The sequence below is a fragment of the Aquamicrobium segne genome (genome assembly GCF_042656785.1).
Taxonomy (GTDB): Bacteria; Pseudomonadota; Alphaproteobacteria; order Rhizobiales; family Rhizobiaceae; genus Mesorhizobium; species Mesorhizobium segne.
In genome coordinates this window covers 104742-125827 of record NZ_JBHSLL010000056.1, presented here as the reverse complement: position 1 = coordinate 125827, position 21086 = coordinate 104742, and the positions used below count along the sequence as shown (strand labels likewise).

Annotated in this window: 14 protein-coding genes and 1 pseudogene; 8 read left to right on the top strand and 7 right to left on the bottom strand. The window is 56.2% G+C overall.

From position 1 onward, the window contains the following. Positions 1-7: 7 nt before the first annotated feature. Together scpB and ACFPLB_RS15220 are read right to left on the bottom strand one after the other, a co-directional pair. Positions 8-716: pseudogene (gene scpB / locus ACFPLB_RS15225) on the bottom strand (SMC-Scp complex subunit ScpB). Next, on the bottom strand, positions 716-1759 hold the full coding sequence (locus tag ACFPLB_RS15220; RefSeq protein ID WP_378231157.1) for a DUF1403 family protein: 1044 nt from the start codon (positions 1757-1759) through the stop codon (positions 716-718). The pseudogene scpB and the gene ACFPLB_RS15220 overlap by 1 nt, the downstream one beginning before the upstream one ends. A gap of 166 nt (positions 1760-1925) precedes the next feature. Between ACFPLB_RS15220 and ACFPLB_RS15215 the strand changes: the two genes are divergently transcribed. Continuing rightward, positions 1926-2123 (top strand): hypothetical protein, encoded by a 198-nt coding sequence (locus ACFPLB_RS15215; protein ID WP_378231155.1) that lies wholly within the window; start codon positions 1926-1928, stop codon positions 2121-2123. A gap of 262 nt (positions 2124-2385) precedes the next feature. Here ACFPLB_RS15215 and ACFPLB_RS15210 read toward each other — a convergent pair whose 3' ends face one another. After that, positions 2386-2544, bottom strand: a complete 159-nt coding sequence (locus ACFPLB_RS15210) for a hypothetical protein (RefSeq protein WP_378231154.1) — start codon at positions 2542-2544, stop codon at positions 2386-2388. A gap of 183 nt (positions 2545-2727) precedes the next feature. On the opposite strand from ACFPLB_RS15210, the gene ACFPLB_RS15205 reads away from it, so the two are divergent. Further along, entirely contained in the window at positions 2728-3684 is a 957-nt protein-coding gene (locus tag ACFPLB_RS15205; protein ID WP_378231152.1) for a glutathione S-transferase family protein, read from the top strand. A gap of 130 nt (positions 3685-3814) precedes the next feature. Here ACFPLB_RS15205 and ACFPLB_RS15200 read toward each other — a convergent pair whose 3' ends face one another. Continuing rightward, positions 3815-4711, bottom strand: coding sequence for a LysR family transcriptional regulator (locus tag ACFPLB_RS15200; protein ID WP_378231150.1), 897 nt, complete (start codon positions 4709-4711; stop codon positions 3815-3817). A gap of 218 nt (positions 4712-4929) precedes the next feature. On the opposite strand from ACFPLB_RS15200, the gene ACFPLB_RS15195 reads away from it, so the two are divergent. Beyond that, on the top strand, positions 4930-6984 hold the full coding sequence (locus ACFPLB_RS15195) for a M3 family metallopeptidase (protein ID WP_378231148.1): 2055 nt from the start codon (positions 4930-4932) through the stop codon (positions 6982-6984). Here the strand turns inward: ACFPLB_RS15195 and ACFPLB_RS15190 are convergent. Next, positions 6981-7262 carry a hypothetical protein gene (locus tag ACFPLB_RS15190; protein ID WP_378231145.1) on the bottom strand — a complete coding sequence of 94 codons (282 nt, stop codon included), beginning with the start codon at positions 7260-7262 and terminating at the stop codon, positions 6981-6983. The genes ACFPLB_RS15195 and ACFPLB_RS15190 overlap by 4 nt on opposite strands. A 223-nt stretch (positions 7263-7485) precedes the next feature. On the opposite strand from ACFPLB_RS15190, the gene typA reads away from it, so the two are divergent. The 5 genes from typA (at position 7486) to ACFPLB_RS15165 (ending at position 17590) form a co-directional block, all read left to right on the top strand. Next, positions 7486-9312: a translational GTPase TypA gene (typA, locus tag ACFPLB_RS15185; RefSeq protein ID WP_378231143.1), complete on the top strand. Its 1827-nt coding sequence runs from the start codon at positions 7486-7488 to the stop codon at positions 9310-9312. 396 nt (positions 9313-9708) lie between these two features. After that, the gene (locus tag ACFPLB_RS15180; protein ID WP_378231418.1) at positions 9709-10323 is read left to right on the top strand and encodes a LysE family translocator; all 615 of its coding nucleotides are present in this window, start codon (positions 9709-9711) and stop codon (positions 10321-10323) included. Between the two features lie 87 nt (positions 10324-10410). Further along, positions 10411-15186, top strand: a complete 4776-nt coding sequence (locus ACFPLB_RS15175; RefSeq protein WP_378231141.1) for an NAD-glutamate dehydrogenase — start codon at positions 10411-10413, stop codon at positions 15184-15186. 264 nt (positions 15187-15450) lie between these two features. Further along, positions 15451-16101 carry a TerC family protein gene (locus ACFPLB_RS15170; protein ID WP_378231139.1) on the top strand — a complete coding sequence of 217 codons (651 nt, stop codon included), beginning with the start codon at positions 15451-15453 and terminating at the stop codon, positions 16099-16101. A gap of 112 nt (positions 16102-16213) precedes the next feature. After that, complete coding sequence (locus tag ACFPLB_RS15165; protein ID WP_378231137.1) at positions 16214-17590, top strand: MFS transporter; 1377 nt, start codon at positions 16214-16216, stop codon at positions 17588-17590. A gap of 112 nt (positions 17591-17702) precedes the next feature. On the opposite strand, the gene purH is transcribed toward ACFPLB_RS15165, so the two are convergent. Then, positions 17703-19319, bottom strand: coding sequence for a bifunctional phosphoribosylaminoimidazolecarboxamide formyltransferase/IMP cyclohydrolase (gene purH / locus ACFPLB_RS15160; RefSeq protein WP_378231135.1), 1617 nt, complete (start codon positions 19317-19319; stop codon positions 17703-17705). 39 nt (positions 19320-19358) lie between these two features. Beyond that, on the bottom strand, positions 19359-21083 hold the full coding sequence (locus ACFPLB_RS15155) for a heparinase II/III family protein (protein WP_378231133.1): 1725 nt from the start codon (positions 21081-21083) through the stop codon (positions 19359-19361). Positions 21084-21086 lie beyond the last annotated feature (3 nt).

Here is a 21086-nt window from a genome sequence, read left to right as displayed (position 1 = left end):
ACCCGCTTTAAGCTTTTGTTTTTACGCATGTCTTTATCTCGAAACTGGTTCTCAAGTCTCGAGAGACAGGCTCTAAGACATCTGCCAGCAATTTGTCCTTTGACAAAAGACCCGCATCTTCCAGCGCTTCAAAATCCGGCAGGTCGCGCAGCGTCTCAAGCCCGAATTCCAGCAAGAAATCTTTTGTGGTGACATAGGTGTAGGGCGCACCGGGTGTGGGGCTGCGCGGGCCTGAAGCAATCAGTTTTGCCCGGCGTAATATGCCGATCAGATCCCGCGAAATTTCCCGACCGAAAAAATCAGACAATTGCGCACGGGTGATGGGCTGGAAATAAGCAATCATCATCAACACCAGAATTTCCGGTTGCCGCAGATCAGAACCGCCCTCCTCCCCGCCAAGGGCGGCACGAATGGCATCGCCATAAACGGGGCGGGTCAGATGTTTCCAGCCCCCCCGCCACGGCAACCAGGTCATAGGGCCGCCCCCGTAATTCTTCACGAATATCGGCAATCAGCAGATCAAGATTGCAATCCTTGCCGATAATCTGCGCCAGCATGGGGCGGGTTACCGGCTCGCTGGCCGCAAAAATGACGGCCTCAACCCGCGCCATCCATTCGCGCCAGCGCATATCGGCCGGCAGATGCTCAAGCTCCCGGTCAAGCAGCGGCCGTTGCTCATTGTTCCGGCGCGTTCTGGTCAAATGCGGATCCACCATCACAGACCGTAAATACGAAATGTCGGGCGTCCGGTCAGTTCCCGCACCACACCAAGCTCGACCAGCCGATCAAACAGACGGCGCAAGCCACGTTCACTGATGCCATTCATCTGCACACTGCGTGTGGCAATCAACCCATCCTCATTCAACAAGTGTTCAACAATTTGCAAGGCTGCCCTGGCGCGCAGTTTTGGCGCAGCCAGAAGAAGTTTTTGCGCCCGAAGCTCCAATGTCACAGCCAGATCATGCGCATGCAAGGCCGCGCGCGCCAGCCTGACAAGCAGGTCTTTCAGGTCCTGATCCTCTTGTGAAGCCGGGGCTGGCTGACCGTCCATGCGCGCCATGCTCGCCATGCGCCGCCGCGCCAGCCCTTGCACGCCAAGCAGCGGCACCACATGGTCCCAGCCCAGTCGCCGGGCCAGCACCAGATCGGCAGCGAGCGCGCCAACAGCCTGCCCCAGCCCATGCCGCTCACAGGCAATCACTGCCCCTGAAAGACTTTGCGCCAGTCCCGGACTTTGCACCAAAAGGGCAAGTTCGTCCGCCAGTTCATCAAGAGCCCGACTTTCGCGCGCTGCATAGCCAAAACCTTTAACGAGAAGGGCAAGATGTTCCCGCGTCAGCAGCGTTTTTACAGGACGCGTTACCAGCCGCTGCCAATTATGCGCTATTTGCCCGGCCGGGCCCGGATCATCGCCTGCACGTGTCAACAAAACTGCATCACGCAAAGCAGCCTCATCTTCACTGCGCCCGCCAGCACGCACGGTGCGTGCAGCCGCGCTCAGCGCCAGTCGCTGACGCCAGACGCCAAAACCTGCCTTCGCCCCTGCCTCATGCCGGCGCACAAGAAACTCAAGCCCGGCAAGGGCTGCCCCCGCCGTCAGGGCAAGGTCGGCACTTGTCTGGCCGGCCAGATTTTTATCATCGCGCAATATTTGCCGCAGCCGGTGTGCAACAACCGGCAGCGGCTTTGCCTCGGCCCCTTCCGAACCGGGCGCCGCCTTGCCTGTGCGGCGGGGAAGCGTTTTGTGAATCAGAACCATCGTTCTTTTAAAAAAGGAGCTGCCGCTTTTGATGTGAAAAAAGCTATTGCTGAAAACGATGGCGCATAACGGCGTTTTATACAATCATATTCACACAAAAGCGCCGCATAAAGCCCACAAACCTTTTTCTGATTGAGACATGATTGTCATAAATGTCGGATAGTCAGTGGCTATCATGGTCAAGATATCTGTTCCCTCAATCATCAGAATCATGCCCCCGCAGGCCGACGCTTCCGGCCTCGCCGAGGTGATTGTCGAGGATGACACCGGCAAGACCTTTGCCCTTCAACTGGACATGGAAGCTTGCACAGCCCTGCAACAAGCCCTGCTTGAGCTGGAACGACGGTTTCTGGAGATCGCCTAGAGCGCCGTGCGTCCTGTCGGACGCACAAAGGACGCTCTAACTCTTTGAATGAGCATCGGAATTATCCAAAAACCGATTCCACTTTTTGGTCCGATGCTCTAAAGCCTGTCTCCCGAGACTTAAGAACCAGTTTCGGGGTAAAGACATGCGTAATAACAAAAATTTAAAGCGTGTTGCGTGAATCTGAAAGATCGCGACACGCTTTAAGCGGTTTTACTCCACTCAAATAAAATGCTTGAACTGCATTTACGCGGCAGACAATTCAACGCAATCGGCAGCAAAGCGTGACCGGAGAAAACCCTATCGGCACGCCGGTTTTATCAACCGTGACATAGATAGTGACCAGAACGATGATGCCGGGCATGACTGTCTTGACGAGGATGGATTTTGCAAACGCATCCCGGCGCACAGTTGGAGCCATTGCAGCAAATTCCGGGTCTTTCGCCCGGTAAATTCCTGTAGAGAATTTCTTCCATTTCAGATGCAATCATCTTCTTTTCAACAGGGTTATCTCCTGATCAGATAAATGTCATCTTCTTCACAATCACAGTGCGGCACGGTTTGAGCACACAAGCTGAACGCCGGTTTATTTGAGAATTTTGGCATGCTCGTAAACGGAAAATGGACCGAAGATTGGCAACCCGTCCAGGCAAAGGACGCAAAGGGCGGCTTTGTGCGCCAGACCTCCAGCTTCCGCAACTGGGTCACCCCCGATGGCAGCGCCGGGCCGACCGGCGAAGCAGGATTTGCCGCCGAGGCCGACCGCTATCACCTTTATGTCGCCTATATTTGTCCATGGGCCTCGCGCACCCTGATTGCCCGCAAGCTGAAAAAGCTCGACAATGTCGTTTCCGTCTCGGTGGTGGAGCCGGAATTGACCGATCAGGGCTGGCGCTTTGGCAATTATCCGGGTTCCAACACGGATGAGGTGAACGGCGCGATTTATCTGCATGAACTCTACAGCCGCGCCGATAACAATTTTACCGGCCGCGCCACCGTTCCGGTTTTATGGGACAAGAAGCGCAACACCATCGTCAACAATGAATCTGCCGACATTGTGCGCATGTTCAATTCCGGCTTCGGAGCGCTTGCCGATGAAAGCGTCGATCTTTACCCACAAGCTTCAAGAGCCGACATTGACGCACTCAATGCGCGCATTTACCCGGCGCTCAATAATGGCGTCTACCGCGCTGGCTTTGCCACCACGCAAATTGCCTATGATGAAGCCTGTCACGGCGTTTTTGCCATGCTGGACGAACTTGAAACGCGGCTGGACAACACCCCGTTCCTGCTTGGTACGGCCTTTACCGAGGCCGATATTCGCCTGTTTGTGACGCTGGTGCGCTTTGATGCGGCCTATCACGGCCTGTTCAAATGCAATGTACGCAGTCTGTCCCAATATCCCAATCTGAGCACCTATGTGAAGCGGGTGCTCGACATTGCAGGCGTGCGCGAAACGGTCAATATCGACCACATCAAGAAGGGCTATTATTCCATCAAATCGCTCAACCCCAATAGCATCGTGCCCAATGGTCCTGATCTGAGCGATCTTGGTCTTTAGAGCCTGTCTCTCGAACTGGGAACCAGTTTCGAGATAAAGACATGCGTAAAAAAAAAGGACTAGAGCGTTTTGCTGTCAGATGGTTACATCTGGCGCAAGCCTGAATGCGGTCAAAACAAGAAAATCCGGTTCAGTCGGTCTGCCCGGCCCTGCCAGCCAGCATATTGAGAAACGCCTTGCCAGCACGTGTCTGATGGCGCTGGCGCTGGCGGATGACATTAAATGCCCGCGACGGCAATTCAAACGGCACAATGACCAGCCGACCGGCATCGACACCCGCCTGTGCGACGGATTGAGAAACAGCAGTGGCAAGCTGGCCAGCGGCCACCGCATTGCACACAGCTTCATTTGAAGGCAATTCGATTGCCACATCCAGATCGGATGGCTGCACGCCATGGGCGCGCATGGCTTGCTCAAAGCTGGACCGCGTCCCTGATCCGTTCTCGCGCAATACCCATTGCAATTTGCACAGATCCACAGGCGATCGCAGTTCCTTTCCCGCCCAGGGATGGCTCTTGCCGATCACAATCACCAGGCGGTCATAGGCGACACGTTCAGCCCAAATGCCCGGATCATCGATAACACCTTCGATAAAGCCGAGATCTGCGGAGCCGACATTGATTGCCTGCACACATTGGGCGGTGTTTCCCGCCATCAGCCGCAAATCGACCTGCGGATAAAGCTGCCGGAAATTTACCAGATGCTCCGGCAGCCAGTAGCTGGCGATTGTCTGGCTGGCAAAAACGGAAAGGACGCCACGCGGCGCACCGCCAAGATCGGCCAGTATCGCTTCCGCCGTTTGCACCGTTGCAAGAATGGTGCGCGCCTCACCGGCAAAAATCCGGCCTTCCGCCGTCAATTCGATCCGACGCCCGATGCGGTGGAAAAGCTTGATGTTGTGACGGCCTTCCAGCGCCGCGATCGCGCCGCTGACCGTTGACTGGGTAAGATTGAGGCTTTCAGCGGCACGTGTCACATGTTCACGCTCGGCAACTGCCAGAAATATCCTGAGCTGATCAAGTGTCACGAATGATTGCCTCCGGCATATGGCAATTTATCTATACTAAAGCCTGTGTCTTGAAATGGGTTCTTAAGTTTAAGAGACAGGCTCTAGAGCATTTCTTGTTTTTATGGAAACGGGTAAAATGCTCCAGGTTTTTGTTTATACGCATGACCTTATCCGAAAAGTCTGCAACTTTTCCAAGATCATGCTCTATGCAATTCCAATCTGCCGAAAGGTGTTTTATGTCCAGCGCACAGACCATTGACCTTGCCAGCCATCCGTTGACTTTCTGGACGGGACCGCTTGGTCTGCCGGATTTTACCCGCATTCATGATGCGGATTTCGGGCCGGTCTTTGATGCAGCGCTGAGCGCGCATCAAGCTCAGATTGAGGTGATTGCCGCAAACGAAGCTGCCCCTGACATTGAAAATACGCTTGTTGCACTGGAGCTTGCGGGCAAGCCTCTGGCGCGGGTGTCGGCTATTTTCTGGTGCAAGGCGGGTGCCAACACCAATGAGGCGATCCAGAAGCTGGAGCGTGAGATTTCACCCAAAATGGCACGTCATTTCACCTTTATCGCCATGAATGAACAATTGTTTGCCCGCATTGATGCGCTTTATGCCATGCGCCATGCGCTTGGGCTGGATGGTGAGACTCTGCGGGTTTTGGAAAAAAGCTGGAAAGGGTTTGTGCGCTCGGGCGCAAAACTTGAAGGTCGCGCTAAACAGCGGCTGGCCTTGATCAATGAGGAATTGTCGTCGCTGGGCACTGAATTTGGGCAGAATGTGCTCAGCGATGAGCGCGACTGGGCCTTGTTTGTCGATGACAATGACCTTGCCGGTCTGCCGGATTTTCTCAAAAATGCGATGGCGGAAGCGGCTGCTTTGCGCGGGCAGGCGGGGCGCTATGCCATCACGCTGTCGCGCTCGATCTATGAGCCTTTCACCAGTTTTTCTGAGCGCCGTGCTTTGCGCGAAGTGGCATGGCGCGCCTTTACCATGCGCGGTCAAAATGGCGGGGCCAGTGACAACACCAAAGTGGTTCAGGACACGCTGAAGCTGCGCGCTGAAAAAGCCCGCCTGCTTGGCTATGACAGCTATGCGGCGCTGAAACTGGATGACACCATGGCCAAGACCCCGCAGGCGGTTCATGATCTTTTGGACCCGGTGTGGAAAAAGGCGCTGGCAAAAGCTTTGGAAGATCAAAAGGAACTGGAGCGGCTGGCCGGGGAAGCGGGCAGCAATGAGGCTTTTGCGGCATGGGACTGGCGCTTTTATCAGGAAAGACTGCGCGCCGAGAAATTTGCCTTCGATGAGACCGAATTAAAACCCTATCTCCAGCTCGACCATATTATTGCCGCCTGTTTTGATGTGGCTGGCCGTCTGTTCGGCATCCGCTTTGAGGAGCAGTCCGGCATTGCCGCCTGGCATGAGGATGTGCGCGTCTTTACGGTGAAAAATGCCGATGGCTCTGAGCGCGGCCTGTTTTTAGCCGATTATTTTGCTCGTCCTTCCAAGCGTTCCGGGGCATGGATGAGTTCGTTGCGCTCCGGCTATCGGCTGGGGGAGGGGTCTACGCCGGTCATTTATAACATCATGAATTTTGCCAAGCCGCCAAAGGGTGAACCGGCGCTGCTGTCCATGGATGAGGCCAAAACCCTGTTTCATGAATTCGGCCATGCGCTGCACGGCCTGCTCAGCGATGTGACCTGGCCCAGCATTTCGGGCACCAGCGTCAGCCGCGATTTTGTCGAACTGCCTTCGCAGCTTTATGAACACTGGCTGACGGTTCCCTCCATATTGGAAAAACATGCGCGCCATTACCGCACCGGCCAGCCTATGCCAAAAGCCTTGCTGGACAAGATGCTGGCAGCCCAGACCTTTGGCGCTGGCTTTGCTACGGTTGAATTTACCGCTTCGGCGCTTGTAGACATGGCCTATCATGCAAGACCGGATGCTCCGGCAGAGCCGCTTGTCTTTGAAGCGCAGACGCTGGCCGAACTTGCCATGCCCGATACCATCGCCATGCGTCATCGCACACCGCATTTTGCCCATATCTTTGCCGGTGATGGTTATTCAGCGGGCTATTATTCCTACATGTGGTCGGAAGTGCTTGATGCCGATGCTTTTGCCGCGTTTGAGGAAACGGGCGATCCGTTCAATGCTGAACTGGCTGAGCGGTTGCGCTGCAACATTTATGCTGCTGGTGGCTCAAAAGACCCGGAACAGCTTTATACGGCTTTCCGTGGCAAGATGCCGACAGCAGATGCGATGATGGAAAAGCGTGGTCTGGTTTAGCCTGGATAGCAGGTGGTGGGCACATTCGGCCATGTTGCCTTTGCGCAACCGGCATCCTTCTGGCGTTTTTCAAAGGCGGCGCTGACCGGGCCGGTCACCATGGGATCGACCCCGTCAGGGGCATCGGAAAACAATTGCTGTGCTGCGGTGACGGATAAAAGCATGTCCGTCGGGTTGCCTGCCTTTGTATTGGCCATGGAATGGGCTGCGCCACCGGCAAGGACGAGGCCTGCGCATAGCAGCGCAAGATAAAACCCGTTTTGCGTTGGTTTTGGCATGGTGATGTTCCGTCGCCTTTTGCAAAGGGTTGCTCCAACCCTTGGTTAACAGAAACTATCGCATTAGAACCTTTAACGAAGCCTTAACAAAGTGTGGCTGCGGTTTTCTTTTGGGCGGCCCTTTCGCATTTGCGAAAAAACCTGTATGAGCGGGCAATCGAAAATGATGGCGTGGGTGGCCAGCCCGTTGGTCGCCGCTGTCACTGTCCCAGAGAAGATAACAATGAAACTCCGTAACATCGCGATCATCGCGCATGTTGACCACGGCAAGACGACGCTGGTTGATGCGCTTTTAAAACAATCCGGCTCGGTCCGCGACAACCAGCGCGTGGCAGAACGCGTCATGGATTCGGGCGATATCGAAAAAGAGCGCGGCATCACCATTCTGGCCAAGGCAACTTCGGTAGAGTGGAAAGACACCCGCATCAATATTGTGGACACCCCCGGTCACGCTGATTTCGGCGGCGAGGTGGAACGCATCCTCAATATGGTCGATGGCGTCATTGTGCTGGTCGATTCAGCCGAAGGCCCGATGCCGCAGACCAAATTCGTGGTTGGCAAGGCATTGCAGGTGGGCCTGCGCCCCATCGTCGCCATCAACAAGATCGACCGGCCTGATGCTCGCGCCAGCGAAGTCATCAATGAAGTGTTTGATCTGTTTGCTGCCCTTGACGCCACTGACGAACAGCTTGATTTCCCGATCCTTTACGGTTCAGGCCGCGATGGCTGGATGGCCGCCAGCCCTGAAGGCCCGAAGGATCAGGGTCTTGCGCCCTTGTTTGATCTGGTGCTTGACCATGTGCCTGCACCCAAGGTGGCGGATGGTCCGTTTCGTATGATCGGCACGATTTTGGAAGCCAATCCTTTCCTTGGCCGCATCATTACCGGCCGCATCGAAAGCGGTACGCTCAAGCCCAATCAGCAGGTCAAGGTGTTGCACCATGATGGCACGGTTCTGGAAAACGGTCGTGTTTCCAAGATTCTGGCCTTTCGCGGCATTGAGCGCCAGCCGATTGATGAGGCGCAAGCAGGTGACATTGTCGCCATTGCCGGGCTGTCCAGGGGCACAGTTGCCGATACATTCTGTGATCCGTCGCTGAATGAGGCGCTGCCTGCACAGCCGATTGATCCGCCGACGGTGACGATGAGCTTTATCGTCAATGATTCACCGCTTGCCGGAACTGAAGGCGACAAGGTGACAAGCCGCGTCATTCGCGACCGTCTGCTCAAGGAGGCGGAAGGCAGCGTGGCGCTGCAAATCGAGGAATCGGCAGACAAGGATTCCTTTTATGTCTCGGGCCGTGGTGAATTGCAGCTTTCGGTGTTGATCGAGACCATGCGCCGTGAAGGCTTCGAGCTTGCCGTGTCGCGTCCGCGCGTCGTGATGCAAAAGGGCGAGGATGGCGAGGTTCTGGAACCGGTCGAGGAAGTTGTCATCGACGTGGACGAAGAACATGCTGGCATCGTTGTGCAGAAGATGAGTGAGCGCAAGGCCGAGATGGTCGAGTTGCGACCTTCCGGCGGTGACCGCCAGCGGCTGGTTTTTCTGGCCCCCACTCGCGGCCTGATCGGCTACCAGTCCGAACTTTTGACCGATACGCGCGGCACGGCGGTCATGAACCGTCTGTTCCACTCCTACCAGCCTTACAAGGGCGAACTGCCTGGTCGCGTCAATGGTGTACTGATTTCCAACGAGCAGGGCGAAGCTGTCGCCTATGCGCTGTGGAATCTGGAAGATCGCGGGCCGATGGTTATCGATCCGGGCGTCAAGGTCTATCAGGGCATGATCATCGGTATCCATTCCCGTGACAATGACCTTGAGGTCAATGTGCTTAAGGGCAAGAAGCTCACCAATATCCGCGCCGCCGGCAAGGATGAGGCGGTGAAGCTGACACCGCCGATCCGCATGACGCTGGAGCGGGCGCTGTCATGGATTCAGGATGATGAGCTGGTGGAGGTGACGCCAAAGTCGATCCGCCTGCGCAAGCTCTATCTTGATCCCAATGAGCGCAAGCGCTTTGAAAAGCAAAAAATATCAGGCGCTGCCTGATCCGAGCAGATCATTCATTACAGGTAAGAAAAAACCCGGCGCTTTTTGCGTCGGGTTTTTTTATTGATTTGAAACCTGACTCTAAAGCGTGTCGCAATCTTTCAGGTTCACGCAACCCGCTTTAAGCCTTTGTTTTTACGTATGTCTTTATCCCGAAACTGGTTCTCAAGTCTCGGGAGACAGGCTTTAAAAAGTTGCAGACCGTTCGGATCAGGTTGCAAAGAAGCAGAAGATGTCTGGTCATGGCCGCCCAAAAGACTATGATCGCCGGATGAGGGCATTTTGTTTCACCGGAGATGGATGAAATGCTCCAAGCTTTTGTTTTAACCGCATTTGTGCGACGTCAGGTGGAATCATCTGTACTCACAAAATACGCTCGTTGCGGAAGCCTGTATGATGGACCTGACATCTTTGTTCATTTTTGCGGCGGCATTGTTTGTTGCTGCCGGGTCGCCAGGTCCATCGGTCGCCGCGCTTGTGGCGCGTGTCATTTCCACCGGCTTTCGCGGTGTGTTTTTCTTCCTGCTTGCCCTGTGGATCGGGGAAGCCATCTGGCTGTCGCTGGCGGTTTTCGGGCTGGCTATGGTGGCGCAGACCTTCCTCCTTGCCTTCCTCGTTCTGAAATGGGCGGGTGTCTTTTATCTGCTTTATCTTGCCTGGAAGATGTGGACTGCCCCGGCCGATATTCGTGGTCAAGCCCTGCCACAGGCCGGTTCGCCTTTGAAGATGTTTTTTGCGGGCATGGCCATCTCGCTCGGCAATCCGAAGGTGATGATGTTTTATCTGGCGCTGCTGCCGACCATTATCGATCTGCAATCCGTCACCTTGCTTGGCTGGCTTGAACTGACGCTGACCATGGCCGTCGTTCTGGTGGTGATCGATGTCTCGTGGGCGCTGGCTGCTGCACAGGCGCGTCGCCTCCTGAAGAGCGGGCGCGCCATGCGGATCGCCAACCGTATCAGCGCCACGACAATGGCAGGCGCCGCCATCGCCATTGCCGGGCGCTCATGATGAGGACCATGGCGTCGGAAACCGCAACTACGCGTGGGTATAAAACACAATCATATGGCTGTTATTTGCCAAAAGGAAAGATGCATCATGGCTATTGAGACAACCGGGTCTGGAAATTTGACACTTAAAACCCGGCTTCTGGATCTGTTGCTGGCACGTGCGCCTGATGAAGACATTGCAGCCTATGCGCAGGCTGATCTGGAGCGGGCGGCAGACTTGGCCGAAAAAGCGGTTGCAAGCCATGGCAAGGGCGAGAGCCTTGTGCGTATCGAGACACAGTCTGGCATTGTCCGGCAGGGGCGCCCGGTTACAGTCATCACCATCATCAATGACAATATGCCGTTCCTGTTTGATTCCATCATTGGTGAAATCAATGAGGTGGTTGGCGAGGCATGGTTCGTCACCCATCCGGTCTTGAATGTGCAATACGCCCAGTCTGGTGAGATTGAGGTTCTTGACGAGGTGGGCGGGGCAGAAAATGGCGAGGGTAAAAACCGCCTGAGCCTCATTCAGGTTCATGTCGGGCGTCTGAGCGATGAAGAGGCGGCCACATTAGAGCACAGGCTGGTCAGGATATTGGGGCAGGTGCGCAGCGCCGTTCAGGACTGGAAACCGATGCTGGCGCGGCTTGATCAGGCCATTGTCGGCTTTTCCCGCTTGCCGGGCGGTCTGAGCCAGGATGCCGCGGCTGAAGCGGTGGCCTTTCTGGAATGGCTGCGTGATGATAATTTTACGTTTCTGGGGATGCGTGAATATACATATAGCGGCAGCAAGGAGCAGGGTGAACTGGAACTGGCTGATACAGCCGGGCTTGGCATTTTGACCGATCCCGATGTTCTGGTGTTGCGCCGTGGTACGGAATCTGTGACCACAACGCCTGAAATCCGCGCTTTCCTGCATGGGCCGGAACCACTGATCGTCACCAAGGCCAATGCCAAATCATTCGTGCATCGGCGTATCTATCTCGATTATGTGGGCATCAAGACCTACAGGCCGGATGGCAGCCTGGCGGGTGAATTGCGCATTGTGGGCCTGTTTACGTCTGCCGCCTATACGCGCTCGGTCATGACGGTTCCTTATCTGCGCTCCAAGGTGGAGGCGGTGATTGAAAAATCGGGCTTTGATCCGCATGATCACGCAGGCAAGGCGCTGCTTAATGTGCTGGAAAACTATCCGCGTGATGAGTTGTTCCAGATTTCCGTGCCCTTGCTGCAAAAATATTCAGGCGTGGTGCTGGCGCTGATGGATCGCCCGCGGGTGCGCGCTCTGGTGCGGGTTGACCAGTTCGATCGCTTTGTCTCGGTCATCGTTTTTGTGCCGAGGGACCGCTATGATGCCGATAGCCGCCAAAAGATTGGCGACTATCTGGCAGGCGTTTTTGATGGACGTCTTTCTGCCTATTACCCGGCGTTTCCGGAAGGCGGACTGGCGCGTATTCATTTCATCATTGGCCGCTCAGACAGCAAGACGCCTGTGGTTGAGACTGCGGAAATCGAGGCGCAGGTGCGCGCCATTGTGCGCAGTTGGGAAGATGCGCTGCGTGAGGCTGCCGGGCCACAAGGCATCGATGCGCAGATTGCCGAAATTGCCGCCCGTTTTCCGCAAAGTTACCGCAACAGTTTTAGTGCGCAGACCGCCATTGCAGATGCTGAACGCATTGTACAGCTTTCTGCCAACAACCCGATTGTCATCGACTATTATCGCGATAATTTGCAGACATTGCAGCAGACTTCGCTCAGGATCTATCATTATGGCAGCCCGGTGGCTCTGTCGCAGCGTGTGCCAATTCTGGAAAATCTGGGTTTTCGTGTCATCAGTGAACGCACTTTCGAGGTCAAGGACGAAAACAGCGACAATATCTTCCTCCATGACATGGAACTGGAAAATGCCTATGGTGGCGCGGTCGATCTGGCCGATGGCGGGGCGCTGTTTGATGACGCATTCCTGAGCGTCTGGCATGGCGAGATGGATAATGATGGCTATAATGCACTGGTGCAGACGGCCGGGCTTTCTGCCAGTGAAATTCTGGTGCTGCGTGCCTATGGCCGCTATCTCCAGCAGGCAGGTATTCCGCAAAGTCAGGACTTTATTGCAGCCGCATTAAACCGCTATCCGGAAATCGCGCGCAATCTTTACGCATTGTTCGGGGCCCGCTTTGACCCGGCCTTGCGCCAGGATGAGGCGGTGCAAGCCCGGCTTGACGCCGATATCAGGAGCGGGCTGGAAGCGGTTCCCAATATTGATGATGACACGATCATTCGCCGTTATCTCAATCTGATTGAAGCAACACTGCGCACCAACCACTTTGTCGAGGGCAAGCGCGAGAATGGCTATTCACTTGCCTTCAAGCTTGACCCGCGCGCCATAGAAGGGCTGCCCGAGCCGCGGCCATGGCGTGAAATTTTTGTCTATGGTTCGCAGGTTGAGGGGGTGCATCTGCGCTTTGGTCCGGTCGCGCGCGGCGGTTTGCGCCTTTCCGACCGGGCACAGGATTACCGCACCGAAGTTCTGGGGCTGGTCAAGGCCCAGCAGGTCAAGAATGCCGTCATTGTTCCGGTTGGCGCCAAGGGGGGCTTTTATCCCAAGCGCCTGCCGATTGGCGGCAGTCGCGAAGAGGTGTTTGAGGCCGGTCGTGCAGCCTATGTGAATTTTGTCTCGAGCATGTTGCTGATTACCGACAATATCGGCGCTGAGGGCATGATTGCGCCGCAAAATGTGGTGCGTCACGACAATGACGATCCCTATTTTGTTGTTGCTGCCGACAAGGGCACGGCGACTTTTTCCGATACGGCCAATGCGATTTCAGAGGCCCATGATTTCTGGCTGGATGATGCTTTTGCCAGTGGCGGGTCGGCAGGCTATGACCATAAGGGCATGGCGATCACGGCACGTGGCGCCTGGGAGGCGGTCAAGCGGCATTTCCGTGAAATGGACCGGGATATTCAGACAACGCCCTTTACCTGTGTGGGGGTTGGCGACATGTCGGGTGACGTGTTCGGCAATGGCATGTTGCGCTCAACGCAGACAAGGCTGATTGCCGCCTTCGATCATCGTGACATCTTCATCGATCCCGACCCGGATGCGGCATCTGCTTTTGTTGAACGGCAAAGGCTGTTCAAGGTGCCGCGCTCAAGCTGGCAGGATTATGACCAGTCGAAACTTTCGGCTGGGGGCATGATTGTTTCGCGCTCACAAAAATCAATCACGCTGACACCGAAAGCAGCTTCTGCCATTGGCATCGAAAAACTGGTCGCTACGCCGGTCGAGGTGATGCGCGCCATTCTGGCCGCCCCGGTTGACCTGTTGTGGTTTGGTGGCATCGGCACCTATCTGAAAGGTGCCGATGAAGCCAATCAGGAGGTTGGTGACCGGGCCAATGATGCGATCCGCATCAATGGCGGTGAGGTGCGCGCCACGGTGATCGGCGAAGGCGCCAATCTTGGCATGACCCAGCGTGGCCGTATCGAATATGGCTTGCGTGGCGGGCGCAGCAATTCTGACGCCATTGACAATTCGGGCGGCGTCAATTGCTCTGACCTTGAGGTCAATATCAAGATTGCACTGGCTGACGCCATGCGCAAAGGCGTGCTGAAACGCCCGGATCGCAACATATTGCTGGCTGGTATGACCGATGATGTGGCAGCCTTGGTGCTTGCCAATAATTATCAGCAAACACTTGCCCTGTCGCTTGGCTATCGGGGAGGGCTGGCCCGGATGACACATCAGGCCCGATTCATGGCCGGGCTGGAAAGCCGGGGCCTGCTCGATCGGGCTGTTGAAAATCTGCCTTCGGCCACTGTTCTGGCGGAACGGAAAGCGCGTGGTGAGCCGCTGACACGGCCGGAGCTTGCTGTGTTGATGGCTTATGCCAAGATTGTCCTGTTTACGGATGTGATTGCCACTGATGCGCCTGATCATCCGCATTTTGAGCAGGATTTGATGAGCTATTTCCCCAAGGCGATGGTGGAAAAATTTGGCGAGGAAATTCGGAGCCATCGTTTGCGGCGCGAAATCATCACCCGGGTTCTGGTCAATGATCTGGTCAACCGTGGCGGCCCGACCTTTGCCAGCCAGTTGATGGAAAATACAGGCTGCAATGCAGGCGATATTTTCCTCACCTTTGCGCTCATTCGGGAAGGCTTTGAATTGCCAGTGCTTTATGCGGAAATCGATGCGCTCGACAACCGTATTTCTGGCGAGGTTCAGCTTGGCCTTTATCAGGCGCTCAGCGCGCTTATTCATGCCAATAGCGCCTGGTATCTGAAAGAGGCTGCCAATGGGGATTTGAGTGGTGATCTAGATGAACGGATCGCAAGCCTGAAACTGGCCAGAACAGAGCTTGAGCCACGATTGCCGGAATTGCTGCCAGCGGTGATGCGTGAGCGGGTTGCTCTGGTGCAGAAGAACTGGATTGCGCAAGGCGTGCCTGAAAAGCTGGCAAGCCGACTGGCGCTGGCGCAGTTTGCTGATCTGGTGCCGGAAATTGCGCTGACAGCGCGTTTGACGGGGGCTGATATGGTTTCAGCCGCCAGAGCATTCTTTGCGGCCAGCGAAATGTTGCGCATTGCGCGTATCGAAGAGGCCGCTTCCGCAATTGCGCCATCTGATTATTATGACCAGCTTGCCCTGTCGCGGGCAATCGCTGCCATTGATGGCGCCTTGCAAGGGGTGACGGTGGCTGCCCTGACCGAACACGCTTCGGAAAAAGAGCCGGTTTTAGCCTGGCTGGAAGCAGGTGGGGCGCGTGTTGCAGCAATCAGGGAGCGTCTTCAGCAATTGACAGAAGGCGATGATATTTCTGTTTCGCGCCTGTCGGTTGCGGCGGGCCTGATGAGTGATCTGTCGGAATCGCGCCCCGGTTGACATGAAAAAAATGGAAAAAGCCGCCAGCCTGTCAGCGCTGGCGGCTTTTTCTCTTGTTTTTTGAGACAGGCTGTCCTAGCTACACTCCACCAGGCCGGGCCCCTCTGGCAGTCTTGATGGCTGTGATGTCGGACTGGAATTTAAATCCGGTGGCCTGGCAAATGAACTCCATCTAAAATTGCAATTAATGCTGTGTTTTGGGCCATGTGCCTGACAGCAAAGTTTTGCGCGCCATGCTACCCCGACTGAAAACAAGGGTGCATCATGTTTGAATTCTTTACCCCCGAGGCGATGACGGCGTTTTTGCAGGTCATCATGATTGATCTGGTGCTGGCCGGTGACAATGCCATCGTCATTGGTCTGGTGGCGGCTGGTCTGCCCAAGGAGCAACGCGCCAAGGCGATCCTCATCGGGATTATTGCTGCAACTGTAATGCGGATCGGCTTTGCTGTTGCAACCACCCAACTGCTTCAGATTGTTGGCCTGTTGCTTGCGGGCGGTCTGCTGCTTTTGTGGGTGTGCTGGAAAATGTGGCAGGAATTGCGCCAGATGTCGGCCGGCCAGGCACAGGACGCGCACGCTTCTGCTGACACAGACAAGGATGGCGCAACCGAGGGTGCAGCACCGCGCAAGAGCCTTGCACGGGCGGCGTGGCAGATCATCATTGCCGATGTTTCCATGTCGCTTGATAATGTGCTGGCCGTGGCCGGTGCGGCGCGCGACCATCCGGGCGTTCTGGTCTTTGGTCTGGTGCTGTCCATTGTATTGATGGGGCTCGCGGCATCCTTCATTGCCCGTCTGCTGCAAAAACATCTCTGGATTGCCTATCTGGGCCTGCTGGTCATTCTCTATGTGGCCGGTGAGATGATCTATCGCGGCGGGCTAGAAATCCTGCCCTATATAATGGGCGCCTGATCTTGCGGGGCCGGGCGCAATCCCGGCCCTGTTTTCTCCTTGCCCGACCTGATATTTTGCACTGCGCCTCAAAACATGCAGACATGGGCATTTTGCAGCAAATGGAGACGGCATGAGCACAACCGGCTTTGAAACGCGCAAGGTATCGCGCGCCGGTATCTGGGGCTGGATGCTGTTTGACTGGGCAGCACAGCCCTTTTTTACTGTCGTCACCACCTTTATTTTTGGCCCTTATTTTGTGTCGCGTCTGGCCAGTGATCCGGCCTCCGGGCAGGCCGCGTGGGGCTATGGTGTGGCGGCCGCCGGCTTTGCCATTGCTGTGTTATCGCCGGTTCTGGGGGCCGTTGCCGACCAGACAGGTCCGCGTAAACCCTGGATCGGTTTTTTTGCAGTCATTAAAATTATCTGCCTGTGTCTGTTGTGGCTGGCGCTGCCTGGTTCTCAGCTATTTTGGGTGGTGGCAGTGTTCTCGCTGGCCTCGGTGGCTGCAGAATTTTCGACCGTCTTCAATGATTCCATGATGCCGCGCCTTATCCCCAGGGAGCAGATCGGCCATGTCTCCAATATGGCCTGGGGCCTTGGCTATCTGGGTGGCATGGTGGTGCTGGTCTTTGTCGTCGCCTGTCTTGCCGCTGTGCCTGAAACGGGGCTGACGATTATCGGTGTCAAGCCGTTGTTGGGGCTGGATTTTACATTGGGTGAGGATGCGCGCGCCACCGGGCCGATTGCGGCGCTATGGTATTTTGTCTTTATCCTGCCGATGTTTTTCTTCACCCCTGATGCGGTGAAAGGCATTGCGATGGGCCCTGCCATCAAGCAAGGGCTGGCGGAGCTGAAATCGACACTTGGCATGGTGCGTCAGCGCCCCGGAATTTTCCGCTTTCTGGTGGCGCGCATGATCTATCAGGATGGCATCAATGCGCTGATCGTGCTGGGTGGGGCTTTTGCAGCAGCCATGTTTGGCTGGTCAATCACCGAGATCGGTATTTTTGGTATTTTGCTGAATGTGGTCGCCATATTCGGGTGCTGGGTGGCAGCGCGGCTTGATAGCGCATTTGGTTCCAAAACTGTGGTGATGGCGGCGCTGGTCATGCTGTGCGTGGCAACCATCGGCATTGTTTCCACCGGGCCGGGCTATACGCTGTTTGGAGTTTTGCAATTGCCGCTTCATGATACAGACGGGCTGTTTGGGACAGCGGCAGAAAAAGCCTATATTTTATATGGATTGCTGATTGGTGCAGCCTTTGGACCGGCGCAGGCTTCATCGCGCTCTTATATGGCGCGCAGTGTTTCCGCCAAAGAGGCTGGCCGCTATTTTGGCATCTATGCGCTGGCTGGCCGGGTGACGAGTTTTGCAGCCCCCTTTACCGTCGCCACGATCACAGTGATGAGTGGTTCAGCCCGCCTTGGCATGGCGACGATTATCTTGTTCCTTGTTGCCGGGATGGTGTTGCTGGCCACAACGCCCTATCCGGCAGATCGCCGGTAGGCATATTGTTTTAGAGCGCCGTGCGTCCTGTCGGACGCACAAAGGACGCTCTAACTCTTTGAATGAGCATCGGAATTATCCAAAAACCGATTCCACTTTTTGGTCCGATGCTCTAATGCCGAAAATGGCGGGTGCCGGTAAACACCATGGCAAGGCCATGCGCATCAGCAGTCGCAATCACCTCATCATCGCGCATCGAGCCGCCGGGCTGGATCACAGCGGTTGCACCTGCTTCCACCGCCGCCAGCAACCCGTCGGCAAAGGGGAAGAACGCATCGGAGGCGACGACCGAGCCTTTGGTCAGGGGGTCTGCCCGGTTGGCGGCTTCTGCTGCATCCTGCGCTTTACGCGCCGCAATGCGCGAGGAATCGACACGGCTCATCTGACCAGCGCCGATGCCGACCGTGGCGCAGTCTTTTGCATAGATGATGGCGTTTGATTTCACATGTTTGGCAACACGAAAGGCAAAGCGCAGATCGGCCATTTCAGCTTCGCTCGGTGCACGCTTTGTTACCACCTTGAGGACAAGATCATCGACCACGGCAGTGTCACGACCTTGTACCAGAAGCCCGCCTGCAACGGATTTGACCATCATGCCGGTGGCACGTGGATCGGGCAGGCCGCCAGTCACCAGCAGGCGCAAATTCTTCTTTGCCGCAATAATGGCCTGGGCTTCCTCACTGGCTTGCGGTGCAATGATCACCTCGGTGAAGGTTTTCACGATTTCTTCTGCAGCTTGTGCATCAAGCAGGCCGTTGAGCGCCACAATACCGCCAAAGGCGGAAACCGGATCGCAGGCCAGCGCCTTCAGATACGCATCTTTCAAACTTGCCCCTTCCGCAACACCGCAAGGATTGGCATGTTTGATGATGGCGACGGCTGCCGTGCGGGCCGGGTCAAATTCGCCGACCAGTTCAAAAGCTGCATCCGTATCATTGATGTTGTTGTAGGAAAGCTGCTTGCCTTGCAATTGGTGTGCCGTTGCCACGCCGGGGCGCTTTTTGCCGGTGACGTAAAAACCCGCCTGCTGATGCGGATTTTCGCCATAGCGCATGACGTTTTCCAGCCTGCCGCCAAAAGCGCGCCATGTGGGATGCTCGATCTCCAGCGTCTGGGCAAACCAGCCTGAAATGGCTGCATCATAGCTGGCGGTGCGGGCAAAGGCCTTTGCCGCCAGATGCTGACGAAAATTTAAGGACAGCGCGCCATTGTTCATCTCCAGGGTGGTGAGCACGGACGCATAATCGTCCGGGTCGGTCACAATGGCGACATAGGCATGGTTCTTGGCGGAAGCCCGCACCATGGCCGGGCCGCCAATATCGATATTTTCAACAATGGAAGCATAGTCTGCGCCGGAGGCGCGCACATCCTCGAATGGATAAAGATTGACCACGACCAGATCGATCGGTTCGATGTCGTGGGTTTTCATGGCCTCGACATGTTCAGGGTCATCGCGAATGGCAAGCAGCGCGCCATGAATGGCAGGGTGCAGCGTCTTGACCCTGCCATCCATGATCTCGGGAAAGCTGGTAATTTCGGAAACATCGCGCACGGCAATGCCTGCTTGTGCAATGGCTTTTGCCGTGCCCCCGGTGGAAATCAGCTCGACACCGGCATGGGCCAGTGCGCGGGCGAAATCGACAAGGCCGGTCTTGTCTGAAACCGACAGCAGGGCACGGCGCACCGGCACCAGATCAGGAGCCGGAATTTTTTTGGAAGTGATAGCCATGCAAGCGGCCTTTCATAGGATCAGAAAATATGGGTTATTTTAGCCATGTATTGTGGCGCCTGCCAGTCGCACCCGCTTGAATTTCCAATGCACTTCAGAAAGAGCACCGGCATCAAAGGAGAGCACAAACTGGCGGCTGAGGCGCGGCCCGGCAATACCGGAAAAATAGATGGATTCCTCCACTTGCGGCGCAAGATCGGAACAGGAAAACATCCAGGCATCACCATTGTCGGCGCTCAGCACCAGATGGCCGCCGGAATCGGTAAACAGGCCGATATCCGGATGCAGATGAAAGCGGATGGTGACGTGGTTTTGTCGATCATTTGAGGCGGGACTGCCATTTTCATGTAAAAAACTGTCACGGCCAGCCAGTGTCTGGCCGCGATCCAGCAGGATCATCTCGCGTTCATGCAGCAGGCCGAAACGGGGAAGATAGCCATCATGGCGGGCCACAAAACCGTGACGGTCGGGGCCATCGCGGCGCTCGCAATAAACGTGGCGCGGGCCGCCGATCAGCGGTGTGCCGATGAGGTCCGACAGGCGTGTTGAATGGCTGAACCGGGCCGATGAAGTATCGTTGATGGTGGCGGTTGAATGGGCAGCGGTGGCGCGCGCCAATGGGCGCAATTCAGGATCGCCATAAGTATCAACACCGGCATTGACAATGAAATGACGGCGGCCGGACGATAGCTCAAAAGACAGGCACCCTGCATGAGCGCTGTTTGACAGGCCAAGTGGCGGGGCTGCGCCCGTATCGGCAATGACGGTGACATCGCCGATTGCAAGACGCTCATAGCCGGAGTGCGAGGCGTGCAGCAAGGGTGCGCCAGCCGTGTCGTCATGGCGCAAAATTGCGGCAATGCGGTCCGGTACCGTTGCCCCCATGCCGTTGAAGCAGGCAAGGCTGCCTTCCTGATGGCGAAAGAAACGCAAGGCCGGCAACATGCGTTCAACTGCACCCACCAGGGCTGCCGGGGGTTGCTCGGCCTGATTGGCATAGGTCTGGCGCAAGGGCAGAAGATCGGCCAGAAATTCCAGCACCATCAACGGATTGCGCGAAATATGCCCGCCATCGGGCAGGATCTGGCGGTCGAGTTCTGCGGCCAGATTATGGCTGGCACTGCGCAGGGCTGAAGGCGGAACCGGCAGGGAAAGCGCGGCAAAGGCAAGGGCGATGCGGGCGCGCAGCAGATTTTTGCCGCAGGGCATTTCGCGCGCTACCGAACGCAGATAGCGGATCTGTACGGCCAGCGATTTGAGAAAGGCGCGGTAGAAGAAAAAATCTGCATCCTTCAAGACCACTGAGGAATGCTGAAGCCAGGCAATGATGCGTTTGGCGGTAACACCCGGTTCCCATGCAACGCCTGCAATGTGGTTGCCATGATGGGTCAGCCAGTCTTTTACCAGCGCACGGGCATTGGCGCAGGCAAGGTCGGTTTCGGCAGCGCGCATATGGCGCAACCAGCGAAACCCGTGCAAGGAGCGCTGCCAGCCCTGATGTTGCACCTTGATCTTGAAAGGCGAGACGCCGCCCGTTTCAACCAGACGGCCAGAAAGCGGGAAGCGGCCATAATAGATTTCCATGGCGATCTGCGGGTCGGCCAGCCGCAAATCCGGCGGGGCGATGAGAACGCGCTCAGGCGTACGCCCGCAATAGCGCCAGCGATAGGCTGGTCCGGCACGCAGGCGCCGGCGTGTATCGCGCCAGAACTCCCTTGCGACCAGTGCCCAAAGGCGGGTCGTATCTGCGACTGTGGTCGCCAACGT